The organism is Planctomycetota bacterium, assembly GCA_039819165.1.
Lineage (GTDB): Bacteria > Planctomycetota > Phycisphaerae > Phycisphaerales > UBA1924 > JAHCJI01.
Genome location: JBCBSM010000001.1, coordinates 2,582,006 through 2,603,586 on the forward strand (window position 1 = coordinate 2,582,006; position 21,581 = coordinate 2,603,586).

Below are 21,581 nucleotides of genomic sequence, written 5' to 3' on the forward strand. Positions count from 1 at the left end.
CCTACACCCCCGCGTACGCCACGGCCGCCGCAACGGCCTCGCGCACGAGGTCGGCGTGCTCGGCGGCGTCCTCGGGCGTCAGCTTGAGTTGCAGGCGGTTCTTTCGCTTGCCGTGGACCGGCACGCCGGCCTCCTCGAAGCGGGCCTTCCACGCGTCGGCGTCGTCGATGTACATGTACACGGTCACCACGCCACGCGTCGGCTTGGGGCTGAGAGCGACGACGTTGCGCACGACGCCGCCGGACTTGAGCCCGAAGTAGCCGCGCAGGTAGTTGAACTCCTGGGGCGCGTTCGCGTGCTCGTTGACCATGGCGAGCACGTCGTCGCAGATCTTCATGAGCGCCGGGCCAGCGCGCTGATCCCAGTACGAGCGCTCGACGATGCCCCCGGCGTCATCGCTGGACTCGGTGTCGTCCGCCCGCAGGTCGGTCAGGTCGAGAACCTGCACGAAGTTGAGCAGGACGTGCTCGTTGACCTTCAGCGCGTCGAGCTGGATCGCGATCATGGGGATGCTGCCGCTCATGAGGGCCATCACGTTGAGGAACCGCGTCGTGATGTCCTCGGCGATGAGGACCGCCACGTGCTCGTACGCCGGGTAGCGGCGGCGTTCGAGGTCCCAGTACTCGATCGAGCGGATGATGTGGCTCGGATCGCTCGCGCCCAATTGGATTTCGACCTCGTAGCGGCGATCGTTGTCGTCATCGAACAACAGCAGGTCCAGCCGGCCGCCGCCCGTGAGCGAGCGTTCGCGGTCCAGCACGCGCACGTCGCCGAGCCCGAGCACGCCGGGATCTTCGCAGATGCGGTCGTGCAGCCACGCCTCGTTGAGGGCCGGATGGCGACGCAGGCTGAGCTTCTCGTGCGGCGTGTACTGGATCGTCATGCGGCCTCTCCTTGGTGCTAGGCCGCGGCCAGTCTATACCCGGATTGCCCTAGCGCCTGGGGCGCATGCATGCCAGCGAGTTGCGGAGTGCTTCCGCCGTTCGATTCGGACTCCCTTGCATCTAGGTGAGCTCAGCCCAGCTCCGCCAGCAGCCTCGCCGCCTCTTCCACGTCCTTGTCGCCGCGGCCAGAGAGGTTGATCACCAGGTTCGCGCCGCTGGGCATCTCGCGGGCGAGGTCGATCGCCTCGGCCACGGCGTGCGCCGTCTCCAGGGCGCACAGGATGCCCTCGGTCCGGCCTAGTAAGAGGAAGGCGTCCATCGCGCGGCGGTCGCCGCAGACGCGGTAGTCGACGCGGGCGGCGTCCTTCCAGTAGGCGTGCTCGGGGCCGACGCCGGGGTAGTCCAGGCCGGCCGAGCAGCTGTGGGCCTCGCCGGTCTGGCCGTGGGTGTCCTGCAGGACGTAGCTGAGCGAGCCGTGCAGCACGCCGGGCTCGCCGAAGCTGAGTGGGGCGGCATGCAGGCCGGTGGTGGCGTCGCCGTCGGGCCGGTCGCCGCCGGCCTCGACGCCGACGAGCTTGACCCTTGCGTCCTCGACGAAGTCGTAGAAGATGCCCGCGGCGTTGGAGCCGCCGCCGACGCAGGCGACGATCGCATCGGGCAGCGCGCCCAATCGATCGAGGCACTGCTGCTTGGTCTCGCGGCCGATGACGCGCTGCAGGTCCCGCACCAGCGAGGGGAAGGGATGGGGGCCGACGACCGAGCCGAGGATGTAGTGCGTGTTCTCGCTCGAGGCCATCCAGTCCCGCATGGCCTCGTTGGTCGCGTCCTTCAGCGTGCGGCTGCCGGACTCGACCTCCCGCACCTCGGCCCCGAGCATGGTCATGCGGGTGACGTTGAGGTGCTGGCGGCGGGCGTCCTCGGCGCCCATGTAGACGACGCACTCCAGGCCGACGAGGGCGGCGGCGGTCGCGCTCGCCACACCGTGCTGGCCCGCGCCCGTCTCGGCGATGATCCGGGCCTTGCCCAGCCGCTTGGTCAGCAGGGCCTGGCCCACGGTGTTGTTGATCTTGTGGGCGCCGGTGTGGGCCAGGTCCTCGCGCTTCAGCCAGATGCGGGCCGCGCTGCCGGTGTCGCCGCGGGCGTGTGCGGTCAGCCGCTCGGCGAGGTACAGCGGCGTAGGCCGGCCCACGTAGTCGGCAAGGAGCGCGTTGAGTTCGTCCCAGAACGCGTCGTCGCCGCGAGCCTCTTGCCATGCGTGATCGAGATCCCGCAGCGGCGCGATGAGCGTCTCGGGCACGAAGGTGCCGCCGAATCGGCCGAATCGGCCGGTGGCGTCGGGGACGGCGCTGGTCGTCATGCGAACAGTTTACAGCACGCCGCGATCGGTGGCCGGTCGCGCTGAGGCAATCACTTGGACCAATAAGGCAGGTCCCGGCGGGACGTACTAGGGGCCGAATCGGTCTACGCGCTGTCGCGGGAGCGTCCGTTCAGGCCCGCCGGATTCACTCCGACACGGTCGTACGAGAGCGAGCGTGCGGCCGGAGGTCGCTACGGAGCGCTCTGAGCAACCTGCTACCGCCCGCGGAAGGTGATGCGTCCCTTGGTGAGGTCGTAGGGGGACATCTCGACGGTGACGGTGTCGCCCGGTGTGATGCGGATGTAGTGCTTGCGCATCTTGCCGGAGACGTAGGCGAGGATCTCGGTCTGCTGCTCGTTGGGCAGCCGGACCTTGAACATGGCGTTGGGCAGGGCCTCGACGACGATGGCCTCCATGGTGAACTTGTCGTCCTGCTTGCTCATGGAGCCGATCGTTCCTTGCCATTTGTCGTCATGCGCACTCCGCTGGGCCGCTGCATCGACCGCCTAGATCCGGGTGAGCGTGGAGTATAGCCGGGGGGGCGCTGCCCGCCGGGCGCTTTCAGAACCCGAACGTCTCTTTGATCCGGGCTACATGCGGGCCGATGGCAGGACGAGCACCCGACGCGCCAGCGCGGCCACCCGGGCCGGCGCCACGTTGAGGACGTCGGCGAGGATCCCCGGGAAGAGCACCCGCAGGGCGAGGGCCGTCGCGAGGCCGAAGACGCCGCCGATCGCGAGGAGCCGGCCCGCGGGGTGCAGCCAGCCTGCAAGTCCGCCGCCCGGAGGCGCGAGCTCGACGAGGGCGTTGGCGAGGTAGGCGTCGACGGTCACGGCCGCCACGGCGATGATGGCAACGGTGCCCCAGGGCGCGAGCACCGAGCGCAGGAACTCGGCGACCGGCACGCCGAGGCGTCCCACGGACCAGGCCGACACCGCCGTTACGCCGAACACGAAGAAGCCGCCGATGCACGCCGCGATGGCGGCCGGGTCGTCGGGGAAGAGGGAGCCGGCAAGGACGGCGGTCGCGACCATGCCCAGGCCCTGCGCCAGCAGCGCGACGAACTGCAGCCGGAACCGTCCGCTCGAGGACAGGGCCGACTCCTGCACGGATACGAGCAGCCGCAGCGCGAAGCACAGCGAGATGATCTGGACGGCCGGGACGGCGTCCTGCCACTTGCCCTGCCAGATGAGCTGCTCGAGGGGCGCGATGCCGACGGTGACGCCGCCGGCCAGCACGCTCGCGGCGACCGCCAGGGCCCGGGAGGCCCGCAGCACCGAGGCGGCGTGGCGGCCGGCATCGCGGTTGAACGCGGCCATCGCGGGCATCAGCACCTGCTGGAGGTTGGTCGCGATGAGCGCGTGCGCCTGCTCGCCGAGCATGTAGGCGAACACGTACACGCCCAGGATGCGTTCGTCCAGCAGGAACCCCAGCACCAGGAAGTCGCCCTGGCGGAGCAGCGCGAGCGCCAGTGCGCCGGCGATGAGCCACTTGGTCCGCGCCAGGATCGCGGGCCACAGCCGACGCTTTACTCGCAGCCGGATCAGCGGGTCCCGCGTGACCGCCAGGCCGAAGGCCCACTCGAACAGCGCGACCGCCACGAGCGAGACCGTGAATGTCAGCGGACCGGCGCCCGCGAGCGCGAGGGCGATCATCGTGGCGTAGCGGACGATCGAGCTGGCGGTGTTGAGGGCGGCAATGGCCTTGTAGCGGAAGTCCATCGCGAGCTTGGCGCGGTAGATGAGCGCTGGCGCGAAGATGGCGGCCGCCGCGCCCAGCGTGCCCATGACGGGCACGTACTCGGGATTGTCGTGGTAGCGGGCCAGTACGGGCCCGAGCGCGACCAGCACGCCGGCGGCGAGCAGGTTGAGCAGCACGGCGATGGCGTACACCGGCCCGATCAGCCCGTCGAAGCGGTGCGCGCCCTTCTGGATCAGGATGCGTCGGACGCCGCCCTCGCGGAGCACGTTGACCAGCGCCGCCACGCCGATGGCGGCGCCGAACACCCCGAAGTCGTCCTCGGCCAGCACCCAGCCCAGCACCGCCTGGTTGCCCAGGCTTGCGAGCTTGACCACGAGGCTCGCCAGCAGCAGCCAGCTCAGGCCCCGGCCGACGGTGCGGCCCATCGCGCCCACGGATCGGATCGGCCCGGTCTCGGAGCCGGCGGCCGTCGGGCTGCCCATCGGGCGCAGCGAGCGTGCGGATTCGGCCATGCTGCGGGTAGTCCTCCAGGGTGCGTGCGGTTCGCCTCGGCGGCCCGGCCGGCGGAGGAACGGAACGCCCGTCAGCCTACCATCGGCCCCCGAGCGGGGGTGGGTCGAGGAAGGCCCCCCGTCGCACCGGACGCAGCAGGGGACCGCACGCGATGAAGGCCAACGAGATCCGCCAGGGCAACGCCATCCAGATCGACGGCAAGGTGTACGTCGTCGTCAAGGTGGACCACACCAAGCCCGGCAAGGGCCCGGCCTACTACCAGGTGAAGATGAAGGACATGGCCACCGGCGGGCACATCGATCGCCGCTACACCGGCGGCGACGTCGTCGAGAGCGCACCCATCGATCGCCGCGAGATGGAGTACCTCTTCAGCGACGGCCAGGGCGCCACCTTCATGGACACCGAGGACTACGAGCAGATCGTGCTCGGCGAGAACATCCTGGGCGATGCCCTTCTCTACCTGGCGCCCAACACCACCTGCACCGTGCTCGTCTACGAGGGCCAGCCACTCACCGTCGAACTGCCCGCGTCGGTCGACCTGGAGGTAACCGATACGCCGCCGGGCATCAAGGGCGCGACGGCCACCAACCAGCTCAAGGAGGCCGAGTGCGAGACCGGCCTGAAGACCAAGGTGCCACCGTTCATCGTGACGGGCGAGAAGATCAAGGTCGCCACCGAGGACGGTCGGTACCTCGCCCGTGCCAAGGAGTAGCTCCACGCCGCCCGCACCCGCCGATCGCCACCTGGTCGTCTACGGCCTGCGCGCCAGCGGCAAGACCTCCGCGGGCGACCTCGCGGCGTCGCGGCTCGCCCTGCCCTTCGTCGATCTCGATGACGCCGTACTCGAGCGCTCCGATTGCGGGTCTGTCTCGCAGTTCTGGGAGCGCCACGGCCAGTCGGCCTTCCGCAACGCCGAGGCTGCGACGCTCCGCGAGCTGCTGGATGCGAAGCCGCCGAGCGTGGTCGCGCTCGGGGGCGGCACCGCCTACTTCGAGGCCGCCGCTGGCGTGCTCATCGACGCCATGAATCGTGGCGTCGTCGTCGGGCCCGTGTACCTGCATGCGCCCGCCGCGGTGCTGGCCGACCGGCTTCGCCGCGACGCGGGCGATCGGCCTTCGCTCACCGGCGGCGGCGTCGCGGGCGAGGCCGAGGCGGTCTACGCCGAGCGGCATCCGACGTACGCCACCCTCGCCGGCGCGACGATCGAGGTCGAGCATCTGACGGTGGATCGGGTTGCAGACCGGCTCGTGGAGCTCTGGCACGCCGCGTGACGGCTACGGACAGCCCGCGTCGAAGGCGTTCTGGAAGGCGAGGAAGTCGAAGAGCGTCAGCTCGCCATCGCCATCGAAGTCCGCCAGCGGCGTGCCCGCGTCGAAGGCGTTCTGGAAGGCCAGGAAATCGAAGAGGGTGAGCTCGCCGTCCCCGTCGATGTCGGCCGGGCAGCCCGTGGCGTCATCGGGGTCGGCGACGCCCGATCGCCGGGAGTCGTACTGGTAGGTTCGCGCCGGTGCGAGCGCGGGATCGAAGGGCACGGCGTCCGACGCCAGCTGGAACAGCAGCGTCCGATTGCGGACGAGGTCGTTGCCCGAGGCACTGATGTCCAGGAAACCGTCGCCGTCGAAGTCGCCGATCGTGGGCGATTGCTGGAACGATGAGCCGGTGCCGAGCGGCAGCGGCCAGCCGTCGACCTGAGTGCCGTCGTGGTTGAACGCGAACAGCGGCGTGACGGCGGTGTTGTCGTCGACGAGCAGCTCGACCCGCGCATCGCCGTCGATGTCCGCGACCATGATCTGCGCATGCACGGCGCCGACGACCCCCGTCACCGGCCAGCCGGGCAGGGTGTTGCCGTCGCGATCCCACACGGTCACGGTGGCCAGCGGCGTCGGCGACAGCGTGCGATCGCCGATGGCTACGTCCAGGAGTCCGTCGCCATCCACGTCGGCGATGGTCGGCGGCACGAAGATCGAGAACTCCAGCGATCGCGGCCATCCATCGCGGACGTCACCGGTGTGCTCAAGCACGTAGACCCGGCCGGTGAACGGCTCGAACTCGTTCGTGGTGGCGAGCACCAGCTCGCGGTCGCCGTCGCCGTCGAAGTCGGCCAGCCCCACGGAGCTGTAGTTGATGGTCTGAGGCTCGCCTCCATCGTCGGGGAGAAACGGGAAGCCCGGCATGGGCGTGCCATCGGCCTCGAAGGCGTGCAGGCGCGTGAAGGAAGGCACGACGATCTCGGGCCGCCCGTCGTTGTCGATGTCCCCGACCGACACGCTCGCGCCGCTGGAGAGCGCCTCGAGCGAGACGGGAAAGTTGGCCGCGAGCGAGCCATCGCCCTGTACGGCGAAGAGCTGGGCAACGCCGCCAACGTTGGCGACCGACAGGATCTCGAGGTCGCCATCACCGTCGATATCGCCCAGCGCCGGCGCCTTGAACAGCCCCCCCGCTGGGAACGGGAAGCCGGGCACGATCGAGCCGTCCTTGCGGAAGGCGAAGATGCTGCCGTCGATGCCGAACAAGAAGGTGTGGGCGATGACCTCGTCCTGGCCATCGCCATCGATGTCGCCGAAGGCGGGCGCACCAAAGACGCCCCGTCCGGGCTCCATGACGCGCGGCCAGCCCGGAACGGCCGTGCCGTCCAGGTTGAACGCGTGGATGCGATCTTGCACGATCTGGACGAGTTCCAGTTCGGCGTCGGCATCCATGTTGACCATCATGCCTCCATCGACGCTGGGCCCCGGGCCGAGTGTGAGCGGCCAGCCGTCGCGGATCTCGAAGCCGGGCACCTGGGCGGAGGCGGCACCGGCGGCAAGTCCAACACAAGAGAGGAGGGCGGCGCGTGGCGTAGACGGCATCTCGAATCTCCGGTCTGTGGTGCGAGCTGCTCGGCGGCCGGGCCGCGAAGCAGACCATACGCGACGGGGAGAACGAGAGCAATGGTATCTAGAGTGATTTCTAGAAATATTGAGTTTGGATCCTTGGAGTTCCCCGTCGGGCGTGCTAACAGTTTGTTCATGCCCCCGTCCGATGCCGCCCGCCCCGCAGCTCCGAGCGAACTCGATCGCGAGGTCGTCGACGCGGTCATCGGGCTGCGGTCGGCCTACGTCGATCTGCTGGCCGATATCCCGAGGAACGACGCCGGCGCGATCGGCGTCGAGCGGGCCCTGGGCATCAGCAAGAAGCTCGCCTGGCAGGTCTACCGCGTGGCGACGGCTGAGGACCCCGTGGCCGCGGGGGCCCGCGTGCCGGGGCGTGCGGCCACGCGGCAGCTGCTGGCTGCGGCGAGCCGGGCGGGCGTCGAGGCCGCGGTCATCGATCGCGTGTCGGCCGCCACCGAGGGCTTCCACGGCGTCGTCGAGGAATTCGCCGACGATCGCAGCACCTTCGACCTCATGGTGCGATCCGTCACGGGCGATGGGCTGGCGACGCACGACGCCGAGCTGAAGCGGACGGCGTATCGCGCGAATCGCGAGCTGGCCGGCCGATGCTGCGACGTCGACGTCTTCACGCTGCTGGTGCACCCCGGCGACGCGCCCGGCACGATGGACTTCTGCTCGCTGCGCGGGCTGGTCGGCCTGCGCCGGCTGCGGCCCGAGGTGCCCCTGGTCGTCTCGCGGCACCGCTTCGATCGCGGCGAGGGACACGTGCAGCCCAGAGAGGCGGTGTTCCCCGAGCCGGGCGAGGGCCTGCCATCGGGACTTGTGCGGCCCTTCTGCAGCGAGCCGCTGCCCGCGATCGAGCAGCACACGGGCCGCGACGGCTACACCCGCTTCATCGCGCAGACCAGCAGCCTCGGCCCGCGGTCGGCCGTCACGTGCTTCCTGGCCGACCGCACCCGCAACCTGCCGGTCCGCTCGCCCGACGGTGCGGCCGCCATCGGCCACATCCACGAGATCGCGACGCCCGCGCGGGTGCTGTACCAGGACATGCTCGTGCACGAGCGGCTGCTGCACGAGGCCGCCCACGGCCCGATCGAACCGCAGCTGAGGATCCTCGCACGGCGGCCCGAGGAGATCGCCTGGCCCGGCGATGACGTCGGCGTCCAGCTGCCGCTGCGTGAACGGACCATCCGCAGCGCGTCGGCCACCAAGGTGCTGGGCGTCGCCGAGTTGGGTCGCTACCGCGATCTGGTCGCCCACGTCGCCGGCGGGCTGGGCTGGGACCTCGACCGCTTCGTGCTGCTCCGCACCCGCGTCGAGCACCCGGTGCTGCACTCGCTGGTGTGGATGCGGGTGGACCTGGAGGGGCGGACCGGCGACTAGGCCGATGCGTGTACGGCCGCGCAGAACGCGCGCACTAGGCCCGCGTCCTTTACGCCGCGGCTGCTCTCGACGCCGCTCGAGACGTCGACGGCCCAGGGTCGCACGGCGCGGATGGCCTCGCCGACGTTGCCGGGCGTCAGCCCGCCGGCGAGGATGATCCGCTTCTTGGACATCGACAGCGGGCGGGCGGCTTGCTGCCAGTCGAAGGCGACGCCGTCGCCGCCCGCGGATCCATCGACCAGGATGGCGCACACCTCGTCGACGCCGCCCCATCGCTTCAGGTCGGCGTCGATGGTGGCCTCGTCGTAGCGGACGTACTTGATGACGTCCGGGCCGATGCGGCGGACGAGGCCCTCGGGTTCGTCGCCGTGCAGCTGTGTATAGGGCGCGGGGCAGGTCTCCTCGATGTCGAGGAAGTCGTCCAGCGTCGGGTCGACGTGCAGCCCGACGGCGACGGTCCACGGCGGCAGTGCGGCGAGGATCTCGGCGGCCCGCGCGGGCTCGACGTAGCGGGGGCTGGGCGTGTGGAACACCAGCCCGATGGCGTCGGCGCCGGCGTCGGCGGCGACCTCGGCCATCTTGGCGTCGCGGATGCCGCAGATCTTGATGCGGGTCCTGGCCATCGGGTGCCTCAGCCGGCCTCGCGACCGCCGTTGGCGGCCTGGGCCAGCGCGTCGAGTTCGGCCACCGCGACCTCCCGCAGGCTGGGGTCCTCCAGGTCGGCCAGCGCCTCGCGGAGCAGCGTCCGCGCGCGGTCGGGATCGCGGAGGGTGCGGGCGTGCAGCCGGCCGAGCAGCACGCGGACCATGGGCGCCTCATGGTCTCGCGGGTGGTCCTGCAGGAAGCGGTCGTAGGCCATGGCCGCCAGCTCGTGCTCGCCCTTCTGGTAGAGGATGTTGGCAACTTCATACTGGTGGTCGCGCCCGAGGTCGGCGGCGGCCTCGCCGCACTCGAGCACCAGCTTGCGGTACGCGGCGACCGCGGCCGAGGAGCGACGCTCGCGGAGGGCGCTGCGGATGGCGCGTCGATAGGCCTCGACCGGGTCCTCTGGGGCTTCGTCGGCGCGGCGTTCCTTGCGGGAGCGGGCCATGGGGTTGTCCAGGCCGGCCGACCGCATCGCCCCGCGGATCTTCTCACGGCGGCGAGCCTGCCTCAGGGCGGTGAACAGGTCGTAGGGCTCGCGCTCGATGAGCCTCGTGGCCAGCAGCCCGAACGCGATGGCCGATCCGTACGCGTAGCCGCCGAGGTGCGCCGCGTACGCGATGCGTCCGCCACCGGCGGCGGCCATGAAGAGGTCCCACGCGATCGCCAGCCCGATGAACCACAGCGCCGGCAGCGACCACAGCCCGAAGATCGAGATGATGCGGACGTTCGCCCGGGGGAACAGCACCATGTATGCGCCCGTGGCGCAGGCGATGGCGCCCGACGCCCCGATCACGGGCGCACTGCTGAACAGCACGTGCGCGCCGCCGGTGGCCACCGCGCCGACGAGGTAGAAGGCCGCGAAGCCGATGCGGCCAAGCCGATCCTCGACGGCCTGCCCGAAGACCCACAAGAAGAGCATGTTGCCCAGCAGGTGCATCAGTCCGCTGGGGTCGTGCAGGAAGGCGTAGGTCAGCCAGGTGTGCCAGCCGCTGCCGCCGGCGGGGTGCAGCACGAAGGCCGACGCCGCGTAGGCCGCGGGGTCCGGGTTGCTGCGATCGAGGAAGAAGACCAGCAGGTGGATCGCCACGTTGAGCGCCATGAGCGAGTACGTGACCACCGCGGGGCGGCGCAGCGGGCGATCGGTGCCGAGCGGGATGAACACGAGCGATTCTACCGCGGGCGTCGCTTTGCTCCCGTGGGGGGACCACCCGCCGCCCTCTAGGCAATCCCGGGGTGCGTGCGCCGCGGATCGCCCCGGCGGGGCACCCCGGCGGCTAGAGTGCCGCCGGACGGCCCGCGATGGGTGGTCCTCCGATGGTTGGTGGTGCTCCGGAAGCGGCCGGCAGGCCGAGCGAGGGAACGAAGCGATGGCAGCGGTAGCAGAGTTCAGCAAGGGCCTGGAGGGCGTCGTCGCCGCCGAGACCGAGATGTCCTACATCGACGGCAAGGCCGGCATCCTGGAGTACGTGGGTATCTCCATCGGCGACCTCGCGAGCCAGTCGACCTTCGAGGAGACGGTCTTCCTGCTGTGGAACAAGCGGCTGCCGACCGAGCAGGAGCTGGCCGAGTTCACCACCAACCTGCGGGCCCGCTACGCCCCGCCGCGGGAGGTGCTGGACATGGTGCGGGCGATGCCCGCCGACGCCCAGCCGATGCACGCGCTGCGGACGCTGGTGAGCGCGATGGCGCTGACCGATCGCGACCCCAACGCCAACGACGTGGATTCGGCTCGCGACAAGGCCCTGAACATCCTGGCGGCGACGCCGGCGGTGGTGGCGGCCTTCGATCGCCATCGCCGGGGGCAGGACGTCGTCTCGCCCGACGCTTCACTCGGCTTCAGCGCCAACTTCCTCTACATGCTCAATGGCGAGAAGCCCACCGATGCGATGACGCGGGCCTTCGACATCTGCATGATCACCCACGCCGACCACGGGCTGAACAACTCGACGTTTACGGCCCGCGTGGTGATCTCGACGCTGAGCGACGTGTACAGCGCGATGACGGCGGCCATCGGCAGTCTCCGCGGGCCGCTGCACGGCGGCGCCAACGAGGGCGTCATGCACATGCTCAACGAGATCGGCTCGGTCGGCGAGGTCGAGGCCTATGTCATGAACAAGCTCCAGAACAAGGAGCGGATCATGGGCTTCGGCCACCGCGTCTACAAGGCCAAGGATCCGCGGGCCAACGAGCTGCAGACCCTCGCCCGCCAGCTGGCCGAGGACACGGGCAACATGGACCTTTACGAGAAGTCCAACGCCATCGAACAGGTCATGGAGCGAGAGGTCGCCTCCAAGGGCATCTACCCCAACGTCGACTTCTACAGCGCCACCACGTACCACTGCATCGGGCTCAAGCTCGACCTGTTCACGCCCATGTTCGCGATGAGCCGCCTCGCGGGCTGGAGCGGCCACGTGCTCGAGCAGCTGGCCGACAACCGCCTGTTCCGCCCGACGACCAACTACGTGGGCCCACACGGGGTGGACTACACGCCCATCGGGCAGCGGTAGCAGGCCGCCGGGCGCATCGGGGGCGAAACATGCTCGATCGACTGCTCGTCCGCGCGGCGGTTGCGGCCTTCGATAGAGCGTCAAAGTCGACCGTGGCCGACGCGTTCGGCCACGCGCCCTCCATGGACGCGCTCATCGATCTCCAGAAGCGCGGCAGCTACGAGGCCGCGCGGCAGTACCTCGGTTCCGCGACGGACTCGGCGGGTCGGCAGCTGTGCATCGAGGTGGTTGCGCGATCGGTTCGCGACAACGACGCGGTCGTGCGCTGGACCCAGGACCATCCTCGGGATGCAAATGCGTACGTCGTGGCGGGCGTGCAAGAGACGGTGATCGCCTGGGATAAGCGGAGCGGGGTGAGGGCCAAGTACCTCAGCCAGAAGCAGATCCACGGCCTCGCACGCCATCTTCATATCGCGGACGAGCTCTTTGACCGCGCACTCGAGCTAGCCCCCAATGACCCCAACATCCACGCCGGCCGGATCATCGCGGACATGGGGCTCAACCGACCGGTCGAGATCTCCATGGAGCGATTCCGGATCGCCCGGGAACTAGACCCAACCCACTGGCGAGCCCATCGCAATCTGCTGATGACCTCGTGCGAGAAGTGGCACGGCAGCCACCAACTCATGTTCGATATCGCGCGGTCCGTGGATCTGGCTGCACCGGGAGCGGGCAACCTCGCGAGCCTCATCGCGGAAGCGCATTCGGAGTGCACGTTGATGGATGGCGAGAGCGTCACCCGGGCGTATTGGCAGTCCCCCGAGGTTGCACGGGAGCTCGGCGGGGCATTCGATGCGGGACCGGGGGCGCCTGCTTTCCAGGCCGATCCACTGACGCCCATTGCCCTGAATTACCTCGCGAGCGCCCTCTGGATGGTTCGAGATCGAGAGCGACTGCGTCAGGCCCACGAGATGCTCGGCAAGCAGTGTTCGGAGCGGGCGTGGCTCTACAACGGGGGCCGCAAGTCATTCGACGAATCGCGCAAGTGGAGCCGCAAGTAGGGCTATCGGGCCTGAAACGGCGAGACCCGGGGGTCGAGGTTTCATAGCCTCTGGCATGAGAGACCTTCGCCCCATCCTCGCCGTGCTCGTCGCTGCCCTCGCCCTGCTCGTGGCGCCCGCCGCCGCGCAGGACGAGGCTCCGCCCCGCTTCCGGGCGTATCCCGAGTCGCCCTCGGTCACCCGGCACAGCGTGACCATCGGCGATGAAACCATCCACTACACCGCGACGGCCGACACGCTGACGCTGGTGGACGGCGACGGCGATCCGCGGGCGCGGATCTTCTACATGGCCTACCGCAAGATCGAGAACGGCGAGGCCGGCGCCGATGTCGCCCCGGAGTTTGCCGACGCCGCCGAGCGGCCCATCACCTTCAGCTTCAACGGCGGGCCGGGCTCGAGCAGCGTGTGGCTGCACCTGGGCATCTTCGGCCCGCGGCGGGTGGCATACGCCGACGAGGTCGGCAACCCGGGACCGCCGCCCTACGGCGTGATCGAGAACGCCCACAGCCTGCTCGACCATAGCGACTTCGTGTTCATCGATCCGGTGAGCACGGGCTTCAGCCGCACCGACGAGGGCGTGAGCGAGAAGCAGTACCACGGGCTGGAGAGCGACACCAACGCCGTGGCCGACTTCATCCGCCTCTACATCACCCGCGAGCAGCGCTGGCGGAGCCCCAAGATCATCGCGGGCGAGAGCTACGGCACGACGCGGGCGGCGGCGCTCGCGCAGCGGCTGTACACGCGGCACGGCATCACCGTGAGCGGCGTGGTGCTGGTGTCGCCCGTGCTCGATTTCCAGACCATCCGCTTCGGCGCATCCAACGACCTGCCCTACGCCATGTTCCTGCCGACCTACGCGGCGACGGCCTGGTACCACGACGCCCTGCCCGAGCAGCAGCAGCAGCGCGAGCTGGAGGACCTGCTGGCCGACGTCCGCAGCTTCGCGGCCGAGGAGTACATGCCGGCGCTCATCCACGGCGCGGCGCTCGACCCGGCCCGCCGGCAGCGGGTGCTCGAGCGGCTCAGCGCCTTTACGGGCCTGAGCACGACCTTCCTCGATCGCTCGCACATGCGCGTGAGCATGGGCGCCTTCGCGAAGGAGCTGCTCCGCGAACGCAAGAAGACCACGGGCCGCCTCGATTCGCGCTTCCTGGGCATCGACGGCGAGCATGCGGGCGACAGCTACAGCTACGACGCGTCGTACGCCGCCATCCGCAGCAACTACACCGAAGCGCTCAACGCCTACGTCCGCGAGGACCTGGGCTACGAGAGCGATCTGCCCTACGAGATCCTCACCAGCGTGTGGCCCTGGGATTACGGCAGCACGGGCCGGGACCGCTACCCCAGCGTCAGCGATCGCCTGCGGGACGTGATGCACCGCCAGCCGCATACGCGGGTGTTCGTCGCGATGGGCTACTACGACCTGGCGACGCCGTTCTATGCCGCCGAGCACACGGTCAACACCATGAGGCTGGACCCGGCCTACCGCAGCCGCGTCGACCTGGCGTACTACCCCGCGGGGCACATGATGTACATCCACCAGCCCTCGCTCGAGCAGCTCAAGGCTGACATGGATCGGTTCTACCTGAGTTTGCCGAGATAGCATCCGCCGCCATGGAGCAGGGTGTCCTCCACAGACTGCGCGACGTCATGATCCATGCGCTGGCCGACACCGCCAAGGCCGGCGTCATCCTCTTCATCAATGGCCTCGCGCTCCTGGCGCTGTTCCCGGTGACCTGGTTGGTTGCGGTCCCGGTCGTCATTCTCATTGCCGGATCGCTGGCGTGCCTGTGGCTGGGTCGAGGGTCACCGGTGTCCCGGCCAAGGGGCATGCTGCTGCTGGTTGGCTCGTTGCTGTGCGCCGCCGTGGCGGCCGCATGGGCGATCGTCGTTCCGATCGAGCGTCTCGAGCGAGGGTCCTACTTGGTTGTCAGCCTGGGCGCTAGTCCGATCGACTCGCGGCGGGTGCTCGTCGAAGGGCCGGGGACGACTCGTCGTGCGGCCTGGTATGTGTCCAACCCAACGCGGCGCTGGTGGATTCGGGCGAACAGATCTCGGCTCGACCGGGTCTTCGTGGTGGTCGAGGAGAAGCTCTACGCCGGCGATCGCTACCTGGAGGTGCCCATTCCTCGGTTGCTCGCCGAGGTGGAGGTCTCCACGGCGGCCTCGACAAGCCTCGTATCGCTGTACTTCCCGACCATCATGACGCACTACGTCCTCGGTTTTAGCAAGAACGCCGAGGGTGAATTCGCCGGGCCGTCTGCGGCCCGGGGTCTGACCGTCGGAAAGCTGATCGATTTTTCTTACATTGCGACACCGGATACGCCAAGCTGGAACGCCGTCGCTCGCGGTGAGGCCGAAGGCGCTGCGGTGACGGAGTACATCGTGTGCCTCCGCGAGGGTCTCGCCGAGTTGTCCAAGGGCGACGTGTCCGGATGCATGCGATGGCTGGCCATCGGTGCCGACTTGTCGCCGTCCGATTGGGAGTTGGTCCGCATCAAGGCCCTCGAGGCAGCCGTCGCGCGCCGGCGGCTTGCGGGGGAGATCGGCCAATCCCAAGCGAACTCGCTGGGGCGTACCGGCTACCAGATCCTGCGAACCACGCTTCAGCGTTCGCCGCAGGTTGCAACGCACCCCATGATCTGGTGGGCGGAACGCGAGCTTAGCCGGGCGTGCACGATGCAAACACAGAAGGGGACGGCAAGCCTCGTTCCCCCGTTGGACCGATCGTACGTCCGTGCGCGCATCTCCTCGTCCCTCATGCGGGACGGAGGCGTCTTCGATCGGCGCCGCTTGGCATGGACCTATTCGAAAGCAAGCTTCGCCGACAAGCTCGAAGCGGCGGCGGGCGGCACGGAGACCGAGCGTATTCACTTCGCGATGTGGTACCTCGATGAGGTTCTCGAGCAGGTGCTCGATTCGCTCGCCGCTGCGATGCGCGGCGAGGGGACCGTCGAGCAGCAGCGCGCAGGCATCGAGGCTCTTCGGCTGGAATGGGACAGGGTTCGCGGCGAATTGCATGAGATCGAGGATCGAATTGGATACACGATGCCCCCCGTGCTTGCGGCCCGCGTGGAGCTCATCGACCCGGCGATCGCCTGGCTGGAGCAGGAGTACCTGCCGCAACTCGACCGTCGACACTCCTCGGGTGAGCAGGCGCCGGCGGCGTACGATTCCTACCTATCGAACTTCACGATCTTCTTCAGCCTCCCGGGCGACCGTGCGCTGCCCGACATTACCCTCGTGGAGACTTCTGCGAAGCTGCTGGAACCGATGCTGCCCCCCGGCTTGGCGGAGCTCATTGCCCGAGACTGGCCAGCAATCGCCGACGGTTTTGGTCCCGGCGGAGCTTGGTGGAGCGATGAAGCCATCGAGTGGTTGGCAGTGAGCCTTTTTGTCGGCACCATGGCCAAGCATGTCGAGCATCTGACGCCCGAGGATGCGCGCGCCGTGGCCGACCTGCGTCAGAAGCTCATCGTGGAGCATCTCGATGCGCACGGCCTGGGCGTCCTGGCGTACGACGAGGCGGGGCAAGGCGTGGTGTCGTGCCCTGGCATCCTTTTTGCGGTCATCGACGCCCTCTTCGGGGATCCAACGTACGAGCCGGAGAGGTCCACGCTCAATCAACTCTTCGAGTCGGCCGTGGGTCACGATGCCATCGACTACATCGAGATGGTGAATCGGTAGCGGGGCTTGTTCGAGTCGCGTCGGGGAGTGAAACCCGCTCCGTTCGCACTCGCTAGCCGCACCCCGCGTCAAACGCGTTCTGGAAACACAGGAAGTCGAAGAGCGTTAGGCTGCCGTCGGCGTCGCAGTCGGCCTCGGATAGACCATCCTGGAAGGCGTTCTGGAAGGCGAGAAAGTCGAAGAGCGTGAGTGCGCCGTCGCTGTCGAAGTCGGCGTAGCAGGCGCTCTCGACGACGAGTACGGGCGCGGGCATGAGCGTGACCGCGCGGTCGATGCCGTTGTCGAGCACGATGCCGAGTGCGAGCTCGCCCGCGGGGCTGCCGTCCTGCACCGTCAGCTCGACCTCCCAGACGCCGTTGCCTAGGTCCATGGGCGGGCCGATGGCGACGCTCGGTTCGCCGGTGGCGGCGACCTGCGGCTCGATGCTGGTCGTTGCGGCGTCGCCCCGCCAGTCCCGCTCCTCGATACGGAGCGTGGCGACCTCGCCCGCCGAGGCTGGGATGGCGACGGGGTCGAGCTCGGCGAAGCTCTGGATTGCATCGGGCAGGCCCACGAGGTCGGCCCGCCAATCGTCGAAGAGGTCCCGAAGCTGGAACACCGGATCGGGCGCACTCCGCGGCTGGAATGGTACGTTGAAGTTCATGAAGTAGTCGCCCGCGGCGCACCCGGGCCCCGAGGCGAACGTGCCGCCGATGTTGCTCAGCACCGAGAGGCCCGAGCCCGCGGCGACCAGTTCGTCCAGGCCGTCGCCGGTCAGATCGGCGAGCACGAAGTTCCGCGGCAGCAGGCCCGTGCCCACGCCGTCGGTCTGGGTGAGCCCACCCGCGCCGTCCTTCGAGAAGACGAGCACGTCGATATCGCGGTCGCTAACGGTGACGACGACCTCGGTCGAGCCCGGCGCCGTCACGGCGCCCGCGCCGATGGCGTTCGGTCGCAAGCCGGTCGAAACGGCGGTGCTGGACAGGACACCGCCCGCGAGGTCGTAGAGGACGATCTCGCTCGTGCTGCGGTTGCCGCCGATGATCTCGTCGTCGCCGTCGTCGTCGAGGTCCGCGGCGACGAGGTTGGGCGTTGCGCTCAGGCCCAGCGCGATCGGGCCGAGGGCCAGGCCGCCCGCGCCGTCGTTGGTGACCACCGCGACGCCGCCGCTCGAGGTGGCGTACGCGAGGTCGCGGTCGCCGTCGCCGTCGTAGTCGCCCGCCGCCCAGTGCTGGGGCAGGCCCGGGAAGGCGTAGGAGGTCGCCGCAAGGCCGCCGGCCCCGTCGTTCGAGAGCAACGCGGCACCGAACTCGCCCGCGACGAAGACGTCGACCGCGCCGCCGTCGAAGTCCTCGGCCACGATGGCGTTGGGCTCGAATGCGAGCGCGATCTCCGTGGGGTCGCCGAAGCCGCCCGCGCCGTCGCCCTCGGCGATCAGCACGCGCTGGCCCGGCCCGTCGGCGGCGATGAGGTCGGGCACGCCATCGCCGGTCACGTCGACGGCGGCGATGGCCTCAATGTCGGTATACCGGCCATCGGCCTGCGCATCGGCCAGCACCGCGAAGGGCGGCGACCCAACGGGCGGGCTCGGCGTGGCGTTGGCGAGCGTCGAGACGGCGTCGTCGCCCCGGCCGGCCGTCACCACGTCGGCCGCGCCGTCGCCGTCCAGGTCGGCGATCGCGACGGAGGTGGCCAGGCCATCGAGGCGGTAGAGCCCGTTGCACGCATCGGTGTCGCCCGCGCGGGCGATGATCATGAAGCCGATGTCGGCGCTCTTGAGGAAGCCCGGAGGTGGCGTACCGCAGGGAATGGGCCGCGGCGGGCACGAGCAGCGGGCGTCACCCCCGATCGCCTGCGCCGCCTCCATGCCGGCCATCAGCTTCTCGGCCAGGTCGCCGGGCGTGCCCAGGATGGCGGCGATGGCGTCGTCGACGACGGCGGGCCCGGTGAGCAGGTTGCCCTGCACGGCATACACAATGCCGTCGATCTCGCCGATCTCACCGCCGGCCCACGCGCCCGCGCTACCGCCGGTGAAGGTGCCCGCGCGGCCCTGCACATCGACCAGGCCGTACTGGCGGCTCTGGTGGCTCGGGTCGAAGCCCGCGAGATCGCCGAAGATGACCTGCGGATCCAGGCCGAGCGCGAGGCCGTCGCGGATGCGGCTGCGGTTGCGGCCCGTGGAGTCCACCGAGGACTGTGCCGTCGCTGCGCCCACGCCCGTGATGACCACCGGCGTGCCCGCCCGCAGGTCGAAGCTCGTCAGGCACGTGGCCGACCCCAGCGCGATCTCGCCGGTGCGGGTATCGACCAGCAGGATGGACCAGGTGGCGTCGGCGGTGCTCGCCAGCCCGGCGCAGGCGGCGATGGCGGCCGCCGCTCGCACGCGGCCGGCCACTGAACGAGTTCCGCGGGCACGAATCGTCATGGGCTGGGTCCCCCCGATGGACGCTGGTGGGTGCGGGCGGATGGCGGAGTGGATCGACGCCACCCTTGCGAAAAGAGTACAGCAACCAGGGCCGAGGGCCAAATGGGAATCCCCGGTCGCCGGGGCCGGCAAATCCGGGCCGCGAGCCCGGCCCGCAACGCCCGGTCCGGCGGGCGGTAGGCCGCAAGCGGGCCGGCCTGGATCCCAAGATCGAGTCCACACAAGGGGCAACGCACATGGCACGATTCGAGCATCGGACGGGATGGGCGGCGGTCGCCGCGATGGGGTTCGCTGCATTCTCGGGCGTGGCCGACGCGTCCGCGACGCACGCCGACGACCTCGTCTCCCGAGAGGTCTTCTTTGCCGACCCCGAGCGGGCCGGCGTGAGGCTGAGCCCCGATGGCTCGACGCTCAGCTTCCTGGCGCCCCTCGACGGCGTGCTCAACATCTGGGTCGCGCCCGTCGACGAGCCGGACAACGCCCGGGCCATCACCAGCGACACCAACCGCGGCATCCGCCAGTACTTCTGGACCTACAACGGCACGCACGTCGTCTACCTGCAGGACACCGACGGCGACGAGAACTTCCTGCCCTACGCCGTCCACGTCGAGAGCGGCGACGTCCGCGGGCTCGCTCCCTTCGAGAACACCCGCGCCTTCATCCAGGAGGTCAGCTGGAAGCACCCCGACGAGATCCTCGTCGGCCTGAACAACCGCGTGCCCCAGTTCCACGACCTGCACCGCATCAACGTCGTCACGGGCGAGAGCGAGCTGGTCTTCCAGAACGATGGATGGGCCGGCGTGGTCACCGACAGCAACTTCGGCGTCCGCTTCACGAGCCGCTACGACCAGGACGGCTCCATCGGCTACTACAGCGTCGACAACAACGAGGTCGGCGACATGTACATGCGGGTGCCCGCCGACGACACGCTGACCACCAGCATCGTCGGCTTCGATAACGCCGGCGAGACGATGTACATGCTCGACAGCCGCCGCGGCGATACCGCGGCGCTCTACGCCCAGCCCGCCGGCGGCGGCGAGCCCCGGCTGCTCTTCGCCGACGACCGCGCCGACGTCTCGGGCGTCATGGCCAACCCCCGCACGGGCCGCGTCGAGGCCGCCGCCTCCACCTACGACCGCGCCCGCTGGACCATCCTCGACGAGGCGATCGAGCCCGACTTCGAGACCCTCCGCACCGTGCGGGACGCCGAGTTCAGCGTCACCAGCCGCACGCTGGACGATCGCCGCTGGATCGTTGCCTTCACCCGCGACGACGGCCCGCTGGAGTACTGGCTCTACGACCGCGACGATCGCAAGGCGAGCTACCTCTTCAGCAACCGGCCGGCCCTCGACGGCGTCACGCTCTCCAAGATGCACAGCGTGGTGATCGAGGCGCGGGACGGGCTCCAGCTCGTCAGCTACCTCACCATGCCCCACGACGCCGACGCGACCCAGAAGGCCGGCGACCCCCGCGCCGCCGAGCCCCTGCCGATGGTCCTGCTCGTCCACGGCGGCCCCTGGGCGCGGGACGCCTGGGGCTACAACAGCTTCCACCAGTGGCTCGCCAGCCGCGGCTACGCGGTGCTCAGCGTCAACTTCCGCGGGTCTACGGGCTTCGGCAAGAGCTTCATCAACGCCGGCGACCGCGAGTGGGCCGCCGCCATGCACGACGACCTGCTCGATGCCGTGCAGTGGGCCGTCGGCCGCGACATCGCCGACCCAGATCGCGTCGCCATCATGGGCGGCAGCTACGGCGGGTACGCCACGCTCGTCGGTCTTACGTTCACGCCCGACACCTTCGCCGCGGGCGTCTCCATCGTCGGCCCCAGCAACCTCAACACGCTGCTCAGCTCCATCCCGCCCTACTGGGCGCCCGCCGTCGAGCTGTTCCGCCGCCGCGTGGGCGACCACACCACCGAGGACGGCCAGGCCTTCCTCAAGGCCCGCAGCCCGCTGACGCACGCCGAGCGCATCAGCAAGCCGCTGCTCATCGGCCAGGGCGCGCAGGATCCGCGGGTCAAGCAGGCCGAGAGCGACCAGATCGTCGAGGCCATGACCGCCAAGAAGCTGCCCGTAACTTACGTTCTCTTCCCCGACGAGGGCCACGGCTTCGCCCGCCCGGAGAACCGCATGGCCTTCAACGCCGTCGCGGAGGTGTTCCTCGCCCAGCACCTCGGCGGCCGCTACGAGCCCATCGGCGACGACTTCGAGGGTTCGAGCATCTCGGTGCCAGAGGGCGCCGAGGGCGTGCCGGGCGTGGCGGCGGAGCTGGGAGGTGGGTGAGCGGGCCTAATGTCATAGCGGCATGGCGAAGGAGATCACCGAGAAGGACCTGCTGAAGCTGCCCCGCCTGGCGCGGGTGGCCTTCGCCGCACGCTGCGCGCGGCGGGTGCAGCCCCTGTACCGGGTGCTCTGGCCCGGCGCGCCCGAGAAGCACGTCCAGGCTCTTGACCATGCAGCTACGCTGGCAGAACGCTTCGCGAACGGAGCGCCCGCCAGCGTAGACGAATTAGCCGCCGCCCACGCCGCCGCCCACGCCGCCGACGCCGCCGCCCGCGCCGCCGCCCGCGCCGCCGCCGCCGCCCACGCCGCCGCCGCCGCCGCCCACGCCGCCGACGCCGCCGCCC

17 protein-coding genes are annotated in these 21,581 nt (G+C 69.7%); 9 read left to right on the forward strand and 8 right to left on the reverse strand.

Annotated features, from left to right (window positions below; genetic code table 11):
- Position 1 precedes the first annotated feature (1 nt).
- The 4 genes from AAFX79_11320 to AAFX79_11335 form a co-directional block, all read right to left on the reverse strand.
- Positions 2–883: a hypothetical protein gene (locus AAFX79_11320; GenBank protein MEO1009148.1), complete on the reverse strand. Its 882-nt coding sequence runs from the start codon at positions 881–883 to the stop codon at positions 2–4.
- A 131-nt stretch (positions 884–1,014) separates the two neighbouring features.
- On the reverse strand, positions 1,015–2,241 hold the full coding sequence (gene trpB, locus AAFX79_11325) for a tryptophan synthase subunit beta (GenBank protein MEO1009149.1): 1,227 nt from the start codon (positions 2,239–2,241) through the stop codon (positions 1,015–1,017).
- Positions 2,242–2,456: 215 nt separating this feature from the next.
- Positions 2,457–2,684, reverse strand: coding sequence for a translation initiation factor IF-1 (infA, locus tag AAFX79_11330; protein MEO1009150.1), 228 nt, complete (start codon positions 2,682–2,684; stop codon positions 2,457–2,459).
- 147 nt (positions 2,685–2,831) lie between these two features.
- The gene (locus AAFX79_11335; protein ID MEO1009151.1) at positions 2,832–4,454 is read right to left on the reverse strand and encodes an oligosaccharide flippase family protein; all 1,623 of its coding nucleotides are present in this window, start codon (positions 4,452–4,454) and stop codon (positions 2,832–2,834) included.
- Between the two features lie 152 nt (positions 4,455–4,606).
- Between AAFX79_11335 and efp the strand changes: the two genes are divergently transcribed.
- Positions 4,607–5,167, forward strand: coding sequence for an elongation factor P (gene efp / locus AAFX79_11340; protein MEO1009152.1), 561 nt, complete (start codon positions 4,607–4,609; stop codon positions 5,165–5,167).
- A complete protein-coding gene (locus AAFX79_11345; protein ID MEO1009153.1) occupies positions 5,154–5,726 on the forward strand; it encodes a shikimate kinase in 573 nt (190 codons plus the stop codon). The genes efp and AAFX79_11345 overlap by 14 nt, the downstream gene beginning before the upstream one ends.
- 3 nt (positions 5,727–5,729) lie before the next feature.
- Here AAFX79_11345 and AAFX79_11350 read toward each other — a convergent pair whose 3' ends face one another.
- Positions 5,730–7,304 carry an FG-GAP-like repeat-containing protein gene (locus tag AAFX79_11350; protein MEO1009154.1) on the reverse strand — a complete coding sequence of 525 codons (1,575 nt, stop codon included), beginning with the start codon at positions 7,302–7,304 and terminating at the stop codon, positions 5,730–5,732.
- A gap of 159 nt (positions 7,305–7,463) precedes the next feature.
- On the opposite strand from AAFX79_11350, the gene AAFX79_11355 reads away from it, so the two are divergent.
- A complete protein-coding gene (locus AAFX79_11355; protein ID MEO1009155.1) occupies positions 7,464–8,711 on the forward strand; it encodes a hypothetical protein in 1,248 nt (415 codons plus the stop codon).
- Here AAFX79_11355 and AAFX79_11360 read toward each other — a convergent pair.
- Together AAFX79_11360 and AAFX79_11365 are read right to left on the reverse strand one after the other, a co-directional pair.
- Positions 8,708–9,334: a phosphoribosylanthranilate isomerase gene (locus AAFX79_11360; GenBank protein ID MEO1009156.1), complete on the reverse strand. Its 627-nt coding sequence runs from the start codon at positions 9,332–9,334 to the stop codon at positions 8,708–8,710. The two genes, AAFX79_11355 and AAFX79_11360, sit on opposite strands and share 4 nt — an antisense overlap.
- Positions 9,335–9,342: 8 nt before the next feature.
- Positions 9,343–10,518: a rhomboid family intramembrane serine protease gene (locus AAFX79_11365; GenBank protein MEO1009157.1), complete on the reverse strand. Its 1,176-nt coding sequence runs from the start codon at positions 10,516–10,518 to the stop codon at positions 9,343–9,345.
- A gap of 205 nt (positions 10,519–10,723) precedes the next feature.
- On the opposite strand from AAFX79_11365, the gene AAFX79_11370 reads away from it, so the two are divergent.
- The 4 genes from AAFX79_11370 to AAFX79_11385 all read left to right on the forward strand — a co-directional run bounded on the left by AAFX79_11370 (position 10,724) and on the right by AAFX79_11385 (position 16,551).
- A complete protein-coding gene (locus tag AAFX79_11370) occupies positions 10,724–11,863 on the forward strand; it encodes a citrate/2-methylcitrate synthase (protein MEO1009158.1) in 1,140 nt (379 codons plus the stop codon).
- Positions 11,864–11,955: 92 nt separating this feature from the next.
- Positions 11,956–12,864, forward strand: coding sequence for a hypothetical protein (locus AAFX79_11375; protein MEO1009159.1), 909 nt, complete (start codon positions 11,956–11,958; stop codon positions 12,862–12,864).
- A gap of 55 nt (positions 12,865–12,919) precedes the next feature.
- Positions 12,920–14,467 (forward strand): alpha/beta hydrolase fold domain-containing protein, encoded by a 1,548-nt coding sequence (locus AAFX79_11380; protein MEO1009160.1) that lies wholly within the window; start codon positions 12,920–12,922, stop codon positions 14,465–14,467.
- Positions 14,468–14,478: 11 nt separating this feature from the next.
- Positions 14,479–16,551, forward strand: a complete 2,073-nt coding sequence (locus AAFX79_11385) for a hypothetical protein (GenBank protein MEO1009161.1) — start codon at positions 14,479–14,481, stop codon at positions 16,549–16,551.
- Positions 16,552–16,603: 52 nt separating this feature from the next.
- Here the strand turns inward: AAFX79_11385 and AAFX79_11390 are convergent, their stop codons facing one another.
- The gene (locus AAFX79_11390) at positions 16,604–18,925 is read right to left on the reverse strand and encodes a DUF1028 domain-containing protein (protein MEO1009162.1); all 2,322 of its coding nucleotides are present in this window, start codon (positions 18,923–18,925) and stop codon (positions 16,604–16,606) included.
- A 266-nt stretch (positions 18,926–19,191) separates the two neighbouring features.
- Here AAFX79_11390 and AAFX79_11395 point away from each other — a divergent pair, with 266 nt between their 5' ends.
- A complete protein-coding gene (locus AAFX79_11395; protein ID MEO1009163.1) occupies positions 19,192–21,237 on the forward strand; it encodes a S9 family peptidase in 2,046 nt (681 codons plus the stop codon).
- A gap of 22 nt (positions 21,238–21,259) precedes the next feature.
- Positions 21,260–21,581 (forward strand): hypothetical protein (locus AAFX79_11400; GenBank protein MEO1009164.1); only part of this gene is annotated, 322 nt, incomplete at its 3' end.

Bases quoted from the DNA above. Each gene is read 5' to 3' on its own strand.
- AAFX79_11320 (MEO1009148.1), bottom strand. From the start codon at position 883: ATGACGATCCAGTACACGCCGCACGAGAAGCTCAGCCTGCGTCGCCAT.
- trpB (MEO1009149.1), bottom strand. From the start codon at position 2,241: ATGACGACCAGCGCCGTCCCCGACGCCACCGGCCGATTCGGCCGATTC.
- infA (MEO1009150.1), bottom strand. From the start codon at position 2,684: ATGAGCAAGCAGGACGACAAGTTCACCATGGAGGCCATCGTCGTCGAG.
- AAFX79_11335 (MEO1009151.1), bottom strand. From the start codon at position 4,454: ATGGCCGAATCCGCACGCTCGCTGCGCCCGATGGGCAGCCCGACGGCC.
- efp (MEO1009152.1), top strand. From the start codon at position 4,607: ATGAAGGCCAACGAGATCCGCCAGGGCAACGCCATCCAGATCGACGGC.
- AAFX79_11350 (MEO1009154.1), bottom strand. From the start codon at position 7,304: ATGCCGTCTACGCCACGCGCCGCCCTCCTCTCTTGTGTTGGACTTGCC.
- AAFX79_11355 (MEO1009155.1), top strand. From the start codon at position 7,464: ATGCCCCCGTCCGATGCCGCCCGCCCCGCAGCTCCGAGCGAACTCGAT.
- AAFX79_11360 (MEO1009156.1), bottom strand. From the start codon at position 9,334: ATGGCCAGGACCCGCATCAAGATCTGCGGCATCCGCGACGCCAAGATG.
- AAFX79_11370 (MEO1009158.1), top strand. From the start codon at position 10,724: ATGGCAGCGGTAGCAGAGTTCAGCAAGGGCCTGGAGGGCGTCGTCGCC.
- AAFX79_11380 (MEO1009160.1), top strand. From the start codon at position 12,920: ATGAGAGACCTTCGCCCCATCCTCGCCGTGCTCGTCGCTGCCCTCGCC.
- AAFX79_11385 (MEO1009161.1), top strand. From the start codon at position 14,479: ATGGAGCAGGGTGTCCTCCACAGACTGCGCGACGTCATGATCCATGCG.
- AAFX79_11395 (MEO1009163.1), top strand. From the start codon at position 19,192: ATGGCACGATTCGAGCATCGGACGGGATGGGCGGCGGTCGCCGCGATG.